Annotated in this window: 12 protein-coding genes; 3 read left to right on the top strand and 9 right to left on the bottom strand. The window is 65.3% G+C overall.

Features of this window, described 5'->3' with window-relative positions:
- Nucleotides 1–45 precede the first annotated feature (45 nt).
- A complete protein-coding gene (locus tag KQ910_RS21585; RefSeq protein ID WP_216965128.1) occupies nt 46–1,038 on the bottom strand; it encodes a Bug family tripartite tricarboxylate transporter substrate binding protein in 993 nt (330 codons plus the stop codon).
- Complete coding sequence (locus tag KQ910_RS21580) at nt 1,035–1,733, bottom strand: GntR family transcriptional regulator (RefSeq protein ID WP_216965126.1); 699 nt, start codon at nt 1,731–1,733, stop codon at nt 1,035–1,037. Before KQ910_RS21580 ends, KQ910_RS21585 begins: the two co-directional genes overlap by 4 nt.
- 67 nt (nt 1,734–1,800) lie before the next feature.
- On the opposite strand from KQ910_RS21580, the gene KQ910_RS21575 reads away from it, so the two are divergent.
- Both KQ910_RS21575 and KQ910_RS21570 read left to right on the top strand, forming a co-directional pair.
- The gene (locus KQ910_RS21575; protein ID WP_216965124.1) at nt 1,801–2,997 is read left to right on the top strand and encodes a pyridoxal-phosphate-dependent aminotransferase family protein; all 1,197 of its coding nucleotides are present in this window, start codon (nt 1,801–1,803) and stop codon (nt 2,995–2,997) included.
- Nucleotides 2,990–3,634, top strand: a complete 645-nt coding sequence (locus KQ910_RS21570; RefSeq protein ID WP_216965122.1) for a glutathione S-transferase family protein — start codon at nt 2,990–2,992, stop codon at nt 3,632–3,634. Before KQ910_RS21575 ends, KQ910_RS21570 begins: the two co-directional genes overlap by 8 nt.
- Here the strand turns inward: KQ910_RS21570 and KQ910_RS21565 are convergent.
- The 7 genes from KQ910_RS21565 to KQ910_RS21535 form a co-directional block, all read right to left on the bottom strand.
- Nucleotides 3,631–4,641, bottom strand: coding sequence for an ABC transporter ATP-binding protein (locus KQ910_RS21565; RefSeq protein ID WP_216965121.1), 1,011 nt, complete (start codon nt 4,639–4,641; stop codon nt 3,631–3,633). The genes KQ910_RS21570 and KQ910_RS21565 overlap by 4 nt on opposite strands.
- Entirely contained in the window at nt 4,638–5,651 is a 1,014-nt protein-coding gene (locus KQ910_RS21560; protein WP_216965119.1) for an ABC transporter ATP-binding protein, read from the bottom strand. The genes KQ910_RS21565 and KQ910_RS21560 overlap by 4 nt, the downstream gene beginning before the upstream one ends.
- Nucleotides 5,648–6,523 (bottom strand): ABC transporter permease, encoded by an 876-nt coding sequence (locus tag KQ910_RS21555; RefSeq protein WP_216965117.1) that lies wholly within the window; start codon nt 6,521–6,523, stop codon nt 5,648–5,650. Before KQ910_RS21555 ends, KQ910_RS21560 begins: the two co-directional genes overlap by 4 nt.
- A gap of 1 nt (nt 6,524) precedes the next feature.
- Nucleotides 6,525–7,466 carry an ABC transporter permease gene (locus KQ910_RS21550; protein ID WP_216965115.1) on the bottom strand — a complete coding sequence of 314 codons (942 nt, stop codon included), beginning with the start codon at nt 7,464–7,466 and terminating at the stop codon, nt 6,525–6,527.
- Between the two features lie 67 nt (nt 7,467–7,533).
- On the bottom strand, nt 7,534–9,114 hold the full coding sequence (locus KQ910_RS21545) for an ABC transporter substrate-binding protein (protein ID WP_216965113.1): 1,581 nt from the start codon (nt 9,112–9,114) through the stop codon (nt 7,534–7,536).
- A gap of 157 nt (nt 9,115–9,271) precedes the next feature.
- A complete protein-coding gene (locus tag KQ910_RS21540) occupies nt 9,272–10,744 on the bottom strand; it encodes a M81 family metallopeptidase (protein ID WP_216965111.1) in 1,473 nt (490 codons plus the stop codon).
- Nucleotides 10,745–10,751: 7 nt separating this feature from the next.
- Entirely contained in the window at nt 10,752–11,642 is an 891-nt protein-coding gene (locus KQ910_RS21535) for a polysaccharide deacetylase family protein (protein ID WP_216965108.1), read from the bottom strand.
- 284 nt (nt 11,643–11,926) lie between these two features.
- Between KQ910_RS21535 and KQ910_RS21530 the strand changes: the two genes are divergently transcribed.
- Nucleotides 11,927–13,666 carry an ABC transporter permease gene (locus KQ910_RS21530; protein ID WP_229600847.1) on the top strand — a complete coding sequence of 580 codons (1,740 nt, stop codon included), beginning with the start codon at nt 11,927–11,929 and terminating at the stop codon, nt 13,664–13,666.
- Nucleotides 13,667–13,673 lie beyond the last annotated feature (7 nt).

Here is a 13,673-nt window from a genome sequence, read left to right as displayed (position 1 = left end):
AGAAGGACATGGTCATGGATGGTGAAGGCAGACGCATCACCATCTTCAGTCGAGTTTCACGCCGGCCGCCGCGACGACCTTCTGCCACTTCTCGATCTCGGCGCGGATGCGCTTTGCGAAGTCGGCCGGGGCCTCGCCGCCGACCTGCGCCAGCTGCTCCTTCCAGATCGTCTGGAGCTTGGGAACGGCCAGCGCTTTCACGATCTCGTCGTACATGCGCTTCACGATCGGCTCCGGCGTTCCCTTGATGGCCCAGACCCCGTACCAGGTCGACACGAGCCAGGACGGCACGCCGATCTCGGCCGCCGTCGGGATGTTGGGGAACTCGGGGGAGCGTTTGTCCGTGGCGACAGCCAGTCCGAGGAGCTTGCCGGCCTTGATCTGCTGCGCCGACGTGCCCATGCCATCGAACATCATGTCGGTGTTGCCGGCGAGCAGGTCCTGCATGGCGGGGCCCGCGCCGCGATACGGCACGTGGACGATCTCGGTCTTGGTCTCGAGCTTGAACAGCTCACCGGCGAGGTGATGGGCGGTGCCCGCGCCGGGCGAGGCGTAATTCACCTTGTTCGGGTTGGCCTTCAGGTAGGCGATGAACTCGGCCGCGGTCTTCACCGGAACCTTGTTCGGGTTGATCGAGATCACCTGCGGCACCAGCGCGATCATGGTGATCGGCTCGAAGTTCTTCTCGAGATCGTAGTCGAGGTTCTTGTAGACCGACGGGGCGATCGTGTGATGGATCGCGCCGACGAAGAAGGTCTGGCCGTCCGGCTTCATCTTGGCCGCCTGCGAGGCGCCGACCGTGCCGCCCGCGCCGCCCTTGTTGTCGATCAGGATCTGGACGCCGAGCTGCTCGCCGACCTGCGCGGCCAGCGGGCGGGCGAAGACGTCGGTGCCGCCGCCGGCCGGGAACGGGTTGACCCACGTGATCGGGCCGTTCGGCCATCCCTGCTGGGCACGGGCCGCGGCGGGAGCCGCCAGGGTGGCGGCGAGGCCGAGCTTGAGGGCATTGCGTCGCGACGTCGAAAAAGTCGTCGTCATGGTTCTGTTCCTCCCTGAAGGTTCTTGTCGTCTCTGTTGTCCATTGAATCGAGTACCGCCTGCTGCTTGGCACGCAGATGCCCGACCAGCAGACCACGTAGCGCAGCGCCGTCGCGCGCCGCAAGGGCTGCAATCATGGAACGATGCTCAGAGACCGCCAGAGCCCACTTGGCCGGGTTCAGGTTGGAACGGAACCTGAGGGCATGCAGCCGCGCGTTGAGCGTGCGGTAGGTCTGCCCCAGGATGGCATTGCCGGCGATGGCGTTGAACCGGTCGTGGATGGCGCGGTTGATCCGGTAATAGGCCGGAAGGTCGTGGGCGGCATGGGCGACCTCCATTTGCTCCTGCAGGGTGCGCAAATCCGCGACGTCGGCATCCGTCACCCGCTCCACCGCGAGTTCGCCCGCCAACCCCTCCAGCGCGCCCATTACCTCGAAGGCGCCACGCACATCCTCGCGCGACAGGGCGACGACCTGCGCGCCGCGGTTGGGGAGCTGGATCAGCAGGCCATCGGCCGCCAGCATGCGGAACGCTTCCCGCAAGGGGGTGCGCGACACACCCAGACGTTCGCTCAGCTCGCGCTCATTGAGTTTGGCGCCCGGCGCCAATTCGCCTTCGATGATGAGGACGCGCAGGCGCTCGGCCGCCGCCTCGGGCAGCGTCAGACGCGCGATCGGGAAAGTCGAACCATCCATCTTCTCTGGACTCACTTTGGCATATTGTATACAAAATGCAACAGAGAAGCCGAAAGGAAGTTTCCGCATGCGCCTGAATTCACATCCCGCCGGACGTCATTTCCTGCAAATTCCAGGTCCCACCAACGTCCCGGACCGCATTCTTCGCGCGATGGATTACCCGACGATCGATCATCGCGGTCCCGAGTTCAACGCGCTGGCGAAGAAAGTACTCCGCTCCGCCCGCCAGATTTTCCAGACAAAACAACCGGTTATCATCTTCCCCGCATCGGGTACCGGAGCTTGGGAAGCAGCCCTGGTGAACACCCTGTCGCCTGGCGACCTGGTGCTGATGTGGGAGACCGGCCACTTCGCATCTCTTTGGAAGAAGATGGCCGAAAAGCTTGGAATCAAATCAGAATTCATGGGCGGTGATTGGCGCAAGCCGGCCGATCCCGAAGCCATCGAGAAGCGCCTGAAGGAAGACACCGGGCACGCCATCAAGGCGGTCTGCATCGTCCACAACGAGACTTCCACGGGCGTGGTGAGCGACATTTCGGCCGTTCGTCAGGCCATCGACTCGGCCAAGCACCCGGCTCTCCTCCTGGTCGATACGATTTCCTCGCTGGGATCGGTCGACTATCGCCACGACGCCTGGGGCGTCGACGTCACGGTGGCAGGTTCGCAGAAGGGCCTGATGCTGCCGCCCGGCCTCTCCTTCAACGCGGTGAGCGAGAAGGCGATCGAAGCCTCCAAGTCGTCGAAGATGGTGAAGGCATTCTGGAACTGGGACGAGATGCTGACGGCCAATGCCAACGGCTGGTTCCCCTACACGCCCGCCACCAACCTGCTCTACGGCCTCAGCGAAGCCTGCGACATGCTGCTGGAGGAAGGGCTCGACGCGGTCTTTGCGCGCCACACTCGCCATGCCGAGGCCACGCGTGCCGCCGTCACCGCCTGGGGCCTCGAGATCCTGTGCAGCGATCCCAAGGCCTATTCGGGCTCCCTGACGGCGATCGTCATGCCCGAAGGCCACGACGCCGATGCCTTCCGCAAGGTCGCGCTCGAGAACTTCAACATGTCGCTGGGCCAGGGCCTCACCAAGGTCGCGGGCAAGGTCTTCCGAATCGGCCACCTCGGCGACTTCAACGACCTGATGCTGATGGGCACGCTCTCGGGTGTCGAGATGGCACTCGGCCTCGCCAGGGTGCCGCACAAGGCGGGCGGCGTGCAGGCCGCCCTCACCTATCTGCGCGACACCGCCCCCGGCGCACGCAATGGCTGAGCGGATGCGCCTCTACGTCACGCCGGCCTCGCCCTGGGTCCGGCGTGTCAGGATCTGCATCGATGAGCTAGGGATCGGCGACCGCTTCGAGTATGTCCAGACGAAGTGGCCGCATGCCTGGGGTACGCGGACGGTGGAGATGCCCGCCGATTTCGTGCAGGCGACGCCGGTCGTGCGCATCCCTGCGCTCGTCGCCGACGACGTCACGCTGACCGACTCCCATTCGATCTGCGACTACATCGACGACAGGTTCGGCGACCACCGGCTGCTCGCGGCGGACGGCCCCGAGCGGTGGCGTGCGCTGGAAACGAACGCCCTGGCATGTGCCATCATCGAAGCGCAGATCATGCGCCGCGCCGAGCTGCTGCGCACCGGCCCCGACCGCTCCGACGACTTCATCGCCAAGATGCGCGACCGCGGACTGCGCTGCTTCGCGGCGCTGGAAAAGAAAGTGTCGTCGTTCGGCGACATTTTCGGTCTGGCGCAGATCACGACGGCCGTCGCCTGTGGCTACGACGAGTGGCGCTACGGGCCGGATTGGCGCGAGGCGACACCGAAGCTCGTCGCCTGGTACGACACCGTTGCGCAACGCCCCTCGATGAAGGCGACCGAACCGGCCGAGACGCCGCAGCGTTAGCCCGGAATCGAGAGCGGTCCCGGGTCGCCGCCAACCGGACGGCGCAGACACGCGACGTGATGGCCGGGGGCCACCTCGATGAGCGGCGGTGCGGTCACGCGGCACTCCGCCGTCGCATAGACGCAGCGTGTGTGGAAATGACAGCCGGGCGGTGGATTGGCCGGGCTCGGCACGTCGCCCTGAACGATCTTCTTGCGCTTGCGGCGGCGCTTCGGGTCGGGCGCGGTCGCGGCCGACAGCAGGGCCTCGGTGTAGGGATGGAGCGGCTGCGTGAACAGCGTGCGCTTGTCCGTCAGTTCGACGATGCGGCCGAGGTACATCACCGCGATGCGATGGCTGATGTGCCGCATGACCGCGAGGTCGTGGCTGATGAACAGGTAGGCAAGACCGTACTCTTCCTGCAGGTCGATCAGCAGGTTGAGCACCTGCGCCTGCACCGAGACGTCGAGCGCCGATACCGGCTCGTCGGCCACGATCACGTCGGGATTGACCGACAGGGCCTTGGCGATGCCCAGCCGCTGACGCTGGCCGCCGGAAAATTCATGCGCGAACTTGCGCATCGCCTCGGGGCGAAGGCCGACGCGCTGGAAGAGCTGCGCCACCCGCTCGTCACGCTCGGCGCCCCGGGCGATACCGAAATTCTCCAGCGGCTCGCCCACGATCGTGCCCGAGGGCAGGCGCGGGTTCATCGAGGAGTACGGATCCTGGAAGATCGTCTGGATGCGCCGGCGATGGGGCCACATCGCACCGGGCTTGAGCGCGGTGACGTCTTCGCCCGCCAGCACGATCTTGCCCGCCGTCGGTTCGATCAGCTTCAGCACGACCTTGCCGATCGTCGACTTGCCGCAGCCCGACTCGCCCACAAGGCCCAGCGTCTCGCCGCGGCGGATCGAGAAGGTGACGCCATCGACCGCCCTCACCTCGCCGACGCGGCGCTGCAGCAGGCCGCCGTGGATCGGGAAATGTTTCACGAGTCCTTCGACCTGCAGGACGGGTGCGTCGCTCATGCCGCCTTCCTCACGCTGTCGATCTCCCAGCAGGCGACCAGATGCCCGGCCCCGGCATCGACCAAGGGCGGTCTTTCTCGACGGCACCGGTCGGTGGCGAAGCCGCAGCGCGGCGCGAAGGCGCAGCCAACGATCGGCTGAGTGAGAATCGGCACCAGACCTGGAATCTCCTGCAGGCGCGGCCGGGTTCCCGCGGCATCGGCCTCGACATCGAGGCGCGGGATCGCCCGCATCAGCCCCCGCGTGTAGGGATGCAACGGCTCCTCGAACAGCGCATCTACTGACGCCTGCTCGACCTTGCGGCCGGCATACATCACCACGACGCGCTCGGTCGTCTCGGCGACGACGCCGAGATCGTGGGTGATGAGCACGATGGCGGTGCCCGTCTTTTCCTTGAGCTCGATCATCAGGTCCAGGATCTGCGCCTGGATGGTGACGTCGAGAGCCGTGGTCGGCTCGTCGGCGATCAGCACCTGCGGATCGCAGGAGAGCGCCATGGCGATCATGACCCTCTGACGCATGCCGCCCGAGAGCTGGTGCGGATATTCGTCGAGCCGGCGGCGCGCGTCGGCGATGCGCACCAGGTCGAGCATCTCGAAGGCACGCTCGCGGGCCGCCTTCCACGACACGCCGAGATGACGCACGACGTTCTCGGCGATCTGCGTGCCGACCGTCAGCACCGGGTTGAGGCTGGTCATCGGCTCCTGAAAGATCATCGAGATGCGATGACCGCGCAGGCGCTTCATCTCCTCCTCGGAGAGCGTCGTGAGCTCCTCGCCCTCGAACTTGATCGAGCCCGAGGCGATGCGACCGGTCTCCGGCGGGATCAGCCGCAGGATCGACATGGCCGTCACCGACTTGCCGCAGCCGGATTCGCCCACGATGCCCAGCGTCTCGCCGCGCGCCACGTCGAACGACACGCCGTCGACCGCGCGCACGACGCCGTCCAGGGTGCTGAACTGGGTGTGGAGATCGCGAACTTCGAGGATCGCGCTCGCATTGCCGCTCATAGCCGCCTCGCCAGTCGGGGATCGAGCCGGTCGCGCAGGCCGTCGCCCAGCAGGTTCACGGCCAGGACCGTGACCGCGAGGAAGGCGCCGGGGATCATGATGGTCCAGGGGGCGATCTGAAAGAAGGTGCGGCCCTGGGCGATGATGTTGCCCCAGCTCGGCACTTCCGGCGGCACGCCGGCACCCAGGAAGCTCAGGCCCGCTTCGACCAGCATGGCCGAGGCACAGACATAGGTCGATTGCACGATCAGCGGCGCCAGCGTGTTGGGCAGGATATGGCGCGTCAGCAGCTTCCAGTTCTTCGTGCCGCCGGCGATGGCGCTCTCGATATAGGGCTGGGCCCGGATCGAAAGCACGACGGCGCGAACCACGCGCACGATGCGCGGCACCTCGGGAATGATGATGGCCACGATCACGATGCCGAGGCCCGGCCGCGACAGGGTGATCAGCGCGATGGCCAGCAGGATAGAGGGGATGGCCATCAACCCGTCCATGACGCGCATGACGAGCGCATCGACCTTGCGGAAGTAGCCACACGCCAGACCGAGCGCGAGGCCCAGGATGCTCGAGAAGGCCGCCACCGAGAGGCCGACGATCAGCGACACGCGAGCGCCGTAGACGGTGCGGGAGAACACGTCGCGGCCGAACTGGTCGGTGCCGAACCACCAGCGTTCCGAGGGCGGGCGCAGCCGGTTGACCGGCGCAATCTTGAACGGGTCGCTGGTGGCGATGAGCGGTGCGAATACCGCCATCACGATCAGGATACCGAGCAGCACCCCGCCAAACGCGATCGTCGGATTGCGCCGGACCGCCCGCCACAGTGAGAAGCGGCGAGCGGGCGGCAGAGCGAGGTCGTCAGTGACTACGGCCATGTCAGTACCGGATCCGCGGATCGAGGAAGGCGTAGGAAATGTCGATGATCAGGTTCACCAGCACCTTGGCGCCGGCAAAGACCAGGATCAGACCCTGTACCACCGGATAGTCGCGCTTCAGCACGGCGTCGACGGTGAGCCGGCCGAGGCCCGGGATGTTGAACACCGTCTCGGTGATGACGACACCGGAGATCAGCAGCGCGATTCCGATGCCGATCACCGTGACGATCGGAACCGCCGCGTTCTTGAGCGCGTGCAGCAGCAGGACGCGATTGGTCGCCAGGCCCTTGGAATTGGCGGTGCGAATATAGTCCTGCGCCAGCACCTCCAGCATCGACGCGCGCGTGGTGCGGGCGATCAGCGCCATGTAGGTGATGCCCAGCGCCATCGACGGCAGGATCAGGCTCTGGACGAAGGGCCACAAGCCTTCCTTGATCGGCTGGTAGCCCTGCACCGGCAGGAGCTGCCATTTCACGGCGAAAAAATAGATCAGGATGTAGGCCAGCACGAAGACCGGCATGGCGAAGCCCAGCACGGCAAAGCCCATGACCAGCCGGTCCAGCAGTTTTCGTGCCTTCCACGCCGCCAGCACGCCGATGGGAATGGCCATCGCCACAGCCACGAACAGGGTCGATAGCGTCAGCGCAACCGTCGGCTCGAGGCGCTGCGAGATCAGCCGCGTAACCGGAAGGTTGGAGAAGATCGACACACCCATGTCGCCCCGCGCGAGCTGCAGCGTCCAGACGAAGAACTGCTCGACCATCGGCCGATCGAGGCCGAGCTTGGCGCGCACCGCGGCGATCGCTTCCGACGTGGCGTCCTCGCCGGCGATGATCGCCGCCGGGTCACCCGGTGCGAAGCGCAGCAGGAAGAAGACGAACAGCGCCACCACGGCCATGACGGGCAGCGTGGCGAAGAGACGGCGGACGATATAGGCGGTCATGACGAGGCCTTGCCCGGATCAGGCAAGGCCTCCTTGCGTGCAACGGCTACGCGTACTCGGGACGGCATTACTTCTTCGTGATCCCCCAGAGAACGGCGAGACCCGTGTTCGGCACGATGCCGTCGATCCGGTCGGCGCGATAGGCGAGCGGCGTGTCCCACTGGCCGAACGGGATATAGACGACCTGCTCCATCGCCCGGGCCTGCAGCTCGTTGGCGATCTTCTTCCGCTCCTCCTCGGTCTGCGCCATGCCGAAGGCATTGCGCAGCTCCTCGATCTTGGCGTCGCAGGGCCAGCCGAACAGGCCCTTGTCGCAGGCCGCGCCAATCCAGGTGTGCAGCACGGGATTGGCCGAGCCGACGCCGCCGGAAGTGGTGACGAAGATGTTCCAGCCACCCTGCGCCGGCGGATCCTTCTTGGCGCGGCGGGAGACCACCGAGCCCCAGTCCATCGACTGCGCGTCGACGTTGATGCCGGCCTCGCGCATCGCCTGGATCAGCACCTGCGTCGCCGGCGTGATCGTGGCGTGGTCGGTCGCCGACAGGACGGTGATCGGTTCACCTTTGTAACCGGCCTCCTTGAGGAGCTGCAGCGCCTTCTTCGGGTTGTACTCCTTCATCCACTCGCGGCCGCCGGCACTCTCGTACGGGCCGCCGCAGGTCAGGAGCGCCGGGCAGACCTTGTAATATTTCGGGTTGCCGACGATGGCGCGCAGGAAGTCTTCCTGGTTGATCAGGTAGTACATCGCCTGCCGTGCCTTCACGTTGTCGAACGGCGGCTGGAGGTGGTTGAGGCGGATGAAGCCCTGCGTGCTGTCGATCTTGCCGGTCTTCATCAGCTTCACGCCGCGGGCCTTCTCCAGCAGCGGCAAGAAGTCGTTGGTCGGCGCTTCGTAGAAATCGATCTCGCCGTTGATCAGGGCCGACATCGCGGTCTGCGGATCGGAGATCCAGACCAGTTCGATGCGGTCGACGCCCGGAACCTTGGCCCCGGCGAAGGACGACGGCGGCTCGGTGCGCGGCTGGTAGTCCTTGTTCTTGAGATAGACGGCCTTGCTGCCGGGAACCCACTGGTCCTTGGCGAAGATATAGGGGCCGGACCCAACCGCCTCCTTCACCTGCTGCTGCGGATCGGTCAGCGCGTCCTTCTCGCGCATGATCGCGGGAATGGAGCTGGAGGTCTTGCCGAGCGACTCGAGCACCATGCCGTAGGGTGCACGGAGCACCATGGTGAAGGTCTTGTCGTCGACCGGCTCCATCTTGGTGACGAAGCCCATCAGGCGCTGGCCGACGCCGTCCTTGGCGCCCCACCGCTTCAGCGAGGCAATGACATCCTTGGTCGTGACCGGCGAGCCGTCGTGGAACTTGAGGCCGTCGCGCAGGGTGAACGTATAGGTAAGCTTGTCGGGACTGACCTCGTACTTGCCGACCATCTGTGGCTGGGGCTTCTGGTCGGCGTTGTTGCCGAACAGGGTGTCATAGATCAGCGCGCCATGGATGTTGGCGATGGTCTGGGTCGTCCAGATCGGATCGATGACGCGCACGTCCGCGTGCATCACGGCCTTGAGGACCTTCTCCTGCGCGAGCGCCGGGCCCGCGACAAAAGGAACGGCCAGCGCGAGCGCGCCCGCGAAGATGCGTTTGAACATTGTAAACTCCCTTACTCCCCGCAGAGAGTATGCAAAGCTGCGATCCGACTTGTCCAGCGCGACGCTGCTGCAAGAAGATCGAAGATTCCCAAACAAAACCCGTCGCCTCTCCACTCCGCGCTGCGCGCTCCGGTCGAGACGGCGGATGAATCTAACCTTAGTAGATCAGCCCGCGCGGCTTGGCGTCTTCGTCGAGCGGCCAGATCGGGCGCTGGGCCTTCGTGTACGGTACCTTGCGGTGGTCCCGCGGTAGCGGACCGGTCGATTCGACGTAGATCACCTTCTTGGCGATCGGACCGTAGGCCGCCATGAAGTGATTCGTCGATTTCACGACGACGAGCTTCCGCTGGGTCGGATCGATCCCGACGTTCGTGAAAAGCTCCAGGCCGGTCGCCTGCGTCCGCTTCGAAATCAGGACCACCTCGACCCCGCCGATGCGTACCGCCGCACAATCTCCCACCGGCACCTGCGTCGGTCCGAAACTCTGCCAGGCGTTACGCTTCAGACCGATGATCTCGACCTCGGCATCGACAGGCTGGCCCGAACTGGGCGCGATCTTGCCGCCGAAGCGCAGGCCGATGCGGGCGCCCAGCCCGGCGTCGAAGCAGATGCGAACCGCGATGGGATCCCAGATCGGGCCGAGGCAAGCGCTCTCGACGTTCTTCTCGATGAGGTGCTTCAGGATGTCGGTATTGTCGGAAGGCGCGCCGCCGCCGGCATTGTCCGAAGGATCGGCAATGACGACCGGCAGGTCGTTGAAGGCCACGCCTTCACTGATACCGGCCGCGACGCCGAGCGCCTGCGGCGCGGTCTTGCCCCGCAAGCCGACCAGCTCCTCACCCAACTGCGTCGCAAGCGCATCGGCCTTTTTCTTGTCGCCGTCGGCAATGACCAGCACCCGCGTGCCGATCTCCGGAACGTCGCCGTAGGGAAAGCAGTGGGCGATCGACACCGAGAGGATCCCGTTCTTGCCTTCCATCGCCATGATCCGGTCGACGATACCGCGCATCGGCTGCATCGTCGTCGGGTAGCTCTGGATCTGGCGGCAGTCATAGACCGACATGACGGGCTTCACCTTGCCGCGCAGCGTCGCCAGCACGAGGTCGAGCACATCCTGGGCGCGCTCGACGACGTCGGTATGGGGGAATTCCTTGTAGAGGACGATGATGTCGGCGTTCGAGACGCGCTTCATCGTGAGATGGCAGTGCGGATCGAGCTCTACTCCGATCACGCATTTGGGCCCTGCGATCGCGCGGCATCGCTCGATGATGTCGCCTTCGACGTCGTCGTAGCCGTGCGCCACCATTGCGCCGTGAAGGCCCAGCAACAGGCCGTCGACCGGCAGCGCCGCCTCGAGCTGGCCCAGGATCTCGTCCCGCATGGTCTCGTAGTCGGCACGGTTGGTCGTGCCGGCGGGGCTGGCCGCAAAGCAGCTTCCCTCGATCAGCTCGAAGCCCTCTTGCCTGGCACGGGCGCGCGCGACGAAGAGCGGTGCGGTGCACATGCGGGGCGCATCGGCGGGATGCTCGCCAGCTCGGAAAAATACCGATTCGCGATAATTCTCCAGGCTCGTCGGCAAGGGGGAGAAGGTGTTGGTTTCGGTTGCCAGCGTGGCCGAGAAAAGACGCATGGTGCTCCTAGGGGACGATGCCGTCGGGAAGAGAAGCGCAATGCCGGGCGATGGCGCCGGGCGTTGTCAGCCATATCGAGTCGCGATGTCGGGCGATATGGCGAAGTGCGCGCTTGAGATGCCGCAGCCGGTGCGGCTGGCCCACGATGTAGGCATGAAGCGCAATGCCCATCACCAGCGGCCGCTCCCGCGACAGTTCCAGCATCTCGTCGAACTGGTCGACGATGATGTCAGCGAATGCGTCGCCGCCGATCTTGCGGCCCACGATCTGCGGAATGTCGTTTACTTCCTGCGGGTAGGGCATCGCGAGGATGCGCTTGTCGTCGCGGCAACGGAACCAGATGGGCTGGTCGTCCATGCACCAGTCCAGCAGGTAGCGATACCCCGCTTCGGCCAGCAGATCGGGCGTGACGTGGCTGTGGGAGATCCACGGTCCGAGCCAGCCCTCCGGCGGGTGGCCTTCGGCCTCCGCCAGCCGCGCCGTCGCATCGCGAATGAGGGCCCGCTCGCCCGTTTCGTCGAGCACGCCCTGTCGCTCGGCATTGGTACGGCCATGGCCCACGATCTCGTCGCCGCGCGCCCGGCAGGCTGCGACTAGGTCCGGCGCATAGTCGTACATCGCGCTGTTGACCAAAGCGGCCATCGGCAGCCGCAAGGCATCGAAGGCCTCGAGCATGTACCAGGCGCCGACGCGATTGCCATAATCGCGCCAAGCATAATTGAGGACGTCGGGGTGCGGACCACCAGGCGCCAGTTCCGCACCAAGCCCCTCGCCGTAGGAAAAATGCTCGAGGTTGAGGGCAAAGTAGACCGCGAGCCGTCGGCCAGCCGGCCAGGTGTAGTCCGCGCGGCCCCGCAGGGGTGCGTAGGCATAACGATTGTGCGTCTTGAGTTCCATTCCGCCAAATTAGCGCCGCAAGCCAGGAAGGGCCACGGTTAGCCATGCTCGATATGAGCTGGCACGAGATCAGGAATTTCCATTCGGAAAGGTTCCTGACCAGCGCCAACGGCTACGAACAGGACGGACTTCATATCGACAGGCGACGACTTCGCGCATCAGCGGGACGTAGCGCCGGAGCAACAGATGGGCTAGCATCGCAGTCTTAATGAAGAAGCCGCACCCTTCCAGGCTGCGGACGAGCCGGGAGGAAGAACGCGTTGACGGCGACGAGTGCTGCCGCTTTGCCTGTAACGACAGACGCCGCGCCCATCGCGCGCCGGTTCGCCGTGCCGTTGTGGGTCGGCGCCCTTCTGCTCATCCTGACGTTCCTGGTCATCTACCCTCTGCTGATGCTGTTCTTCGGCGCCATCAGCGATTCCAATCCGGTGATCGACGGCTTCGGCAAGTTCAATCCCTCGCTGGAGCACTTCCTGGCCGTGTTGGGCAACGAGAATGTCCGGCTGGCCTTCTTCAATGCACTGGCGGCCTGCGGCGGCGGAACCATCCTCGCCGTCGTGATCGGCCTCGCCTTTTCGTGGATCGTCGTGCGCACGAACACGCCGTTCAAGGGCTTCATCGCCGGCGCCAGCATGATCCCGCTGTTCGTGCCGCCGCTGGTCGCGGGCGTCGCCTGGAGCATCCTCGGCTCGCCCAAGACCGGCCTGCTGAATACGGCGCTGAAGTGGATCGGTATCGATTTCCGCTTCGACTTCTACTCGATGTCGGGCCTGATCCTGGTCTTCGGCTTCTACTATGCGCCTTACGTTTACATGTTCACGGCGTCGGCGCTGCGCAACATGGACCCCAGCCTCGAGGAAGCGTCCGAGGTTTCGGGCGCCTCGGCCTTCACGACCCTCTTCACGGTCACCTTCCCGCTGATCGCGCCGGCGATCCTCGCGGGTTCGCTGCTGTCCTTCGTCGTGATGCTTGGCATCTATGGCATTCCCGCCGCTCTGGGCGCGCCGGCCAACATCAGCGTGCTCACGACCTACATTTTCAAGCTCACCGCCTGGAGCCCGCCTCTCTACAATACCGCCGCCGCCGTCGCGATCCTGCTGATGATGGTCACGGCGGTCTTCGTCTGGGCGCAGCAACGCGTGCTGTCGGGCCGCAGCTTCGCCACCGTGGCCGGCAAGGCCTTCCGCCCGCGCAGCCTCAACCTCGGGCCGTGGCGCTGGTTCACCTTCAGCCTGGCTCTCGCCTACCTCTTCATCGTCGTGGTGCTGCCCACGATCGCCCTGGTAATCGCGGCCTTCCGCCGGTTCCTGTTCTTCAAGGACTTCGACGCCGTGTTCGACATGAAGGCGTACAGCTGGGTTCACTTCAACTCCATCTTCGACAACCCTCTGACGATGACCTCCATCTGGAACACGATGAAGGTCGGCGTGATCACCGCCGTGGTCGGCGGCATACTGGCCTTCGCCATCGGTTACACGATCAACCGCACGCAGGTTCCCGGCCGCAAGATCATCGATCTCCTGTCGACGATCCCGGTCGCCATCCCCGGCCTGGTCGTCGGCGTCGCCTATCTCTGGGCCTGGATCGGCCTGCCGGGTGGCCTCTACGGCACGATCTGGATCCTGGCGCTGGCCTTCGTGGCGCGCTTCATCCCCGACACGGTCAAGGCGCTGTCGACCTCGTTCATGCAGATCCACCGCGAGCTCGAGGAAGCCGCCTGGATCTGCGGCCGTGGCCTGCTCAGCACGATCGGCACGATCATGGTGCCGCTCGCCCGGCCGGGCATCGTCGCCTCGATGACGCTGCTGTTCGTGCTGTCGGTGCGCGAACTGGGCTCGTCCCTGTTCCTCTACACCAGCGACACGACCGTGATGGCCGTGCTGCTGCTCGACTATTACGAAGGCGGAAACGTCGGCAAGACGGCCGCCTTCAGTCTCGTGCAGACCGTGATTCTCGCGGTGCTGCTCGGCATCACGACCTGGCTTTCCCGCGGAGCTGCCGAGAGCAGCGCCCGCGCCGGCTGACGAACGA

The sequence above is a fragment of the Reyranella humidisoli genome (assembly GCF_019039055.1).
GTDB classification, from domain to species: domain Bacteria; phylum Pseudomonadota; class Alphaproteobacteria; order Reyranellales; family Reyranellaceae; genus Reyranella; species Reyranella humidisoli.
The sequence above is the reverse complement of the archived record's forward strand: the minus strand, read 5'-3'. Positions and strand labels throughout refer to the sequence as shown.

Excerpts from the sequence above, each read along its gene's own strand:
- KQ910_RS21585 (WP_216965128.1), bottom strand. The coding sequence starts at position 1,038 with ATGACGACGACTTTTTCGACGTCGCGACGCAATGCCCTCAAGCTCGGC.
- KQ910_RS21580 (WP_216965126.1), bottom strand. The coding sequence starts at position 1,733 with ATGGATGGTTCGACTTTCCCGATCGCGCGTCTGACGCTGCCCGAGGCG.
- KQ910_RS21575 (WP_216965124.1), top strand. The coding sequence starts at position 1,801 with ATGCGCCTGAATTCACATCCCGCCGGACGTCATTTCCTGCAAATTCCA.
- KQ910_RS21570 (WP_216965122.1), top strand. The coding sequence starts at position 2,990 with ATGGCTGAGCGGATGCGCCTCTACGTCACGCCGGCCTCGCCCTGGGTC.
- KQ910_RS21565 (WP_216965121.1), bottom strand. The coding sequence starts at position 4,641 with ATGAGCGACGCACCCGTCCTGCAGGTCGAAGGACTCGTGAAACATTTC.
- KQ910_RS21560 (WP_216965119.1), bottom strand. The coding sequence starts at position 5,651 with ATGAGCGGCAATGCGAGCGCGATCCTCGAAGTTCGCGATCTCCACACC.
- KQ910_RS21555 (WP_216965117.1), bottom strand. The coding sequence starts at position 6,523 with ATGGCCGTAGTCACTGACGACCTCGCTCTGCCGCCCGCTCGCCGCTTC.
- KQ910_RS21550 (WP_216965115.1), bottom strand. The coding sequence starts at position 7,466 with ATGACCGCCTATATCGTCCGCCGTCTCTTCGCCACGCTGCCCGTCATG.
- KQ910_RS21545 (WP_216965113.1), bottom strand. The coding sequence starts at position 9,114 with ATGTTCAAACGCATCTTCGCGGGCGCGCTCGCGCTGGCCGTTCCTTTT.
- KQ910_RS21540 (WP_216965111.1), bottom strand. The coding sequence starts at position 10,744 with ATGCGTCTTTTCTCGGCCACGCTGGCAACCGAAACCAACACCTTCTCC.
- KQ910_RS21535 (WP_216965108.1), bottom strand. The coding sequence starts at position 11,642 with ATGGAACTCAAGACGCACAATCGTTATGCCTACGCACCCCTGCGGGGC.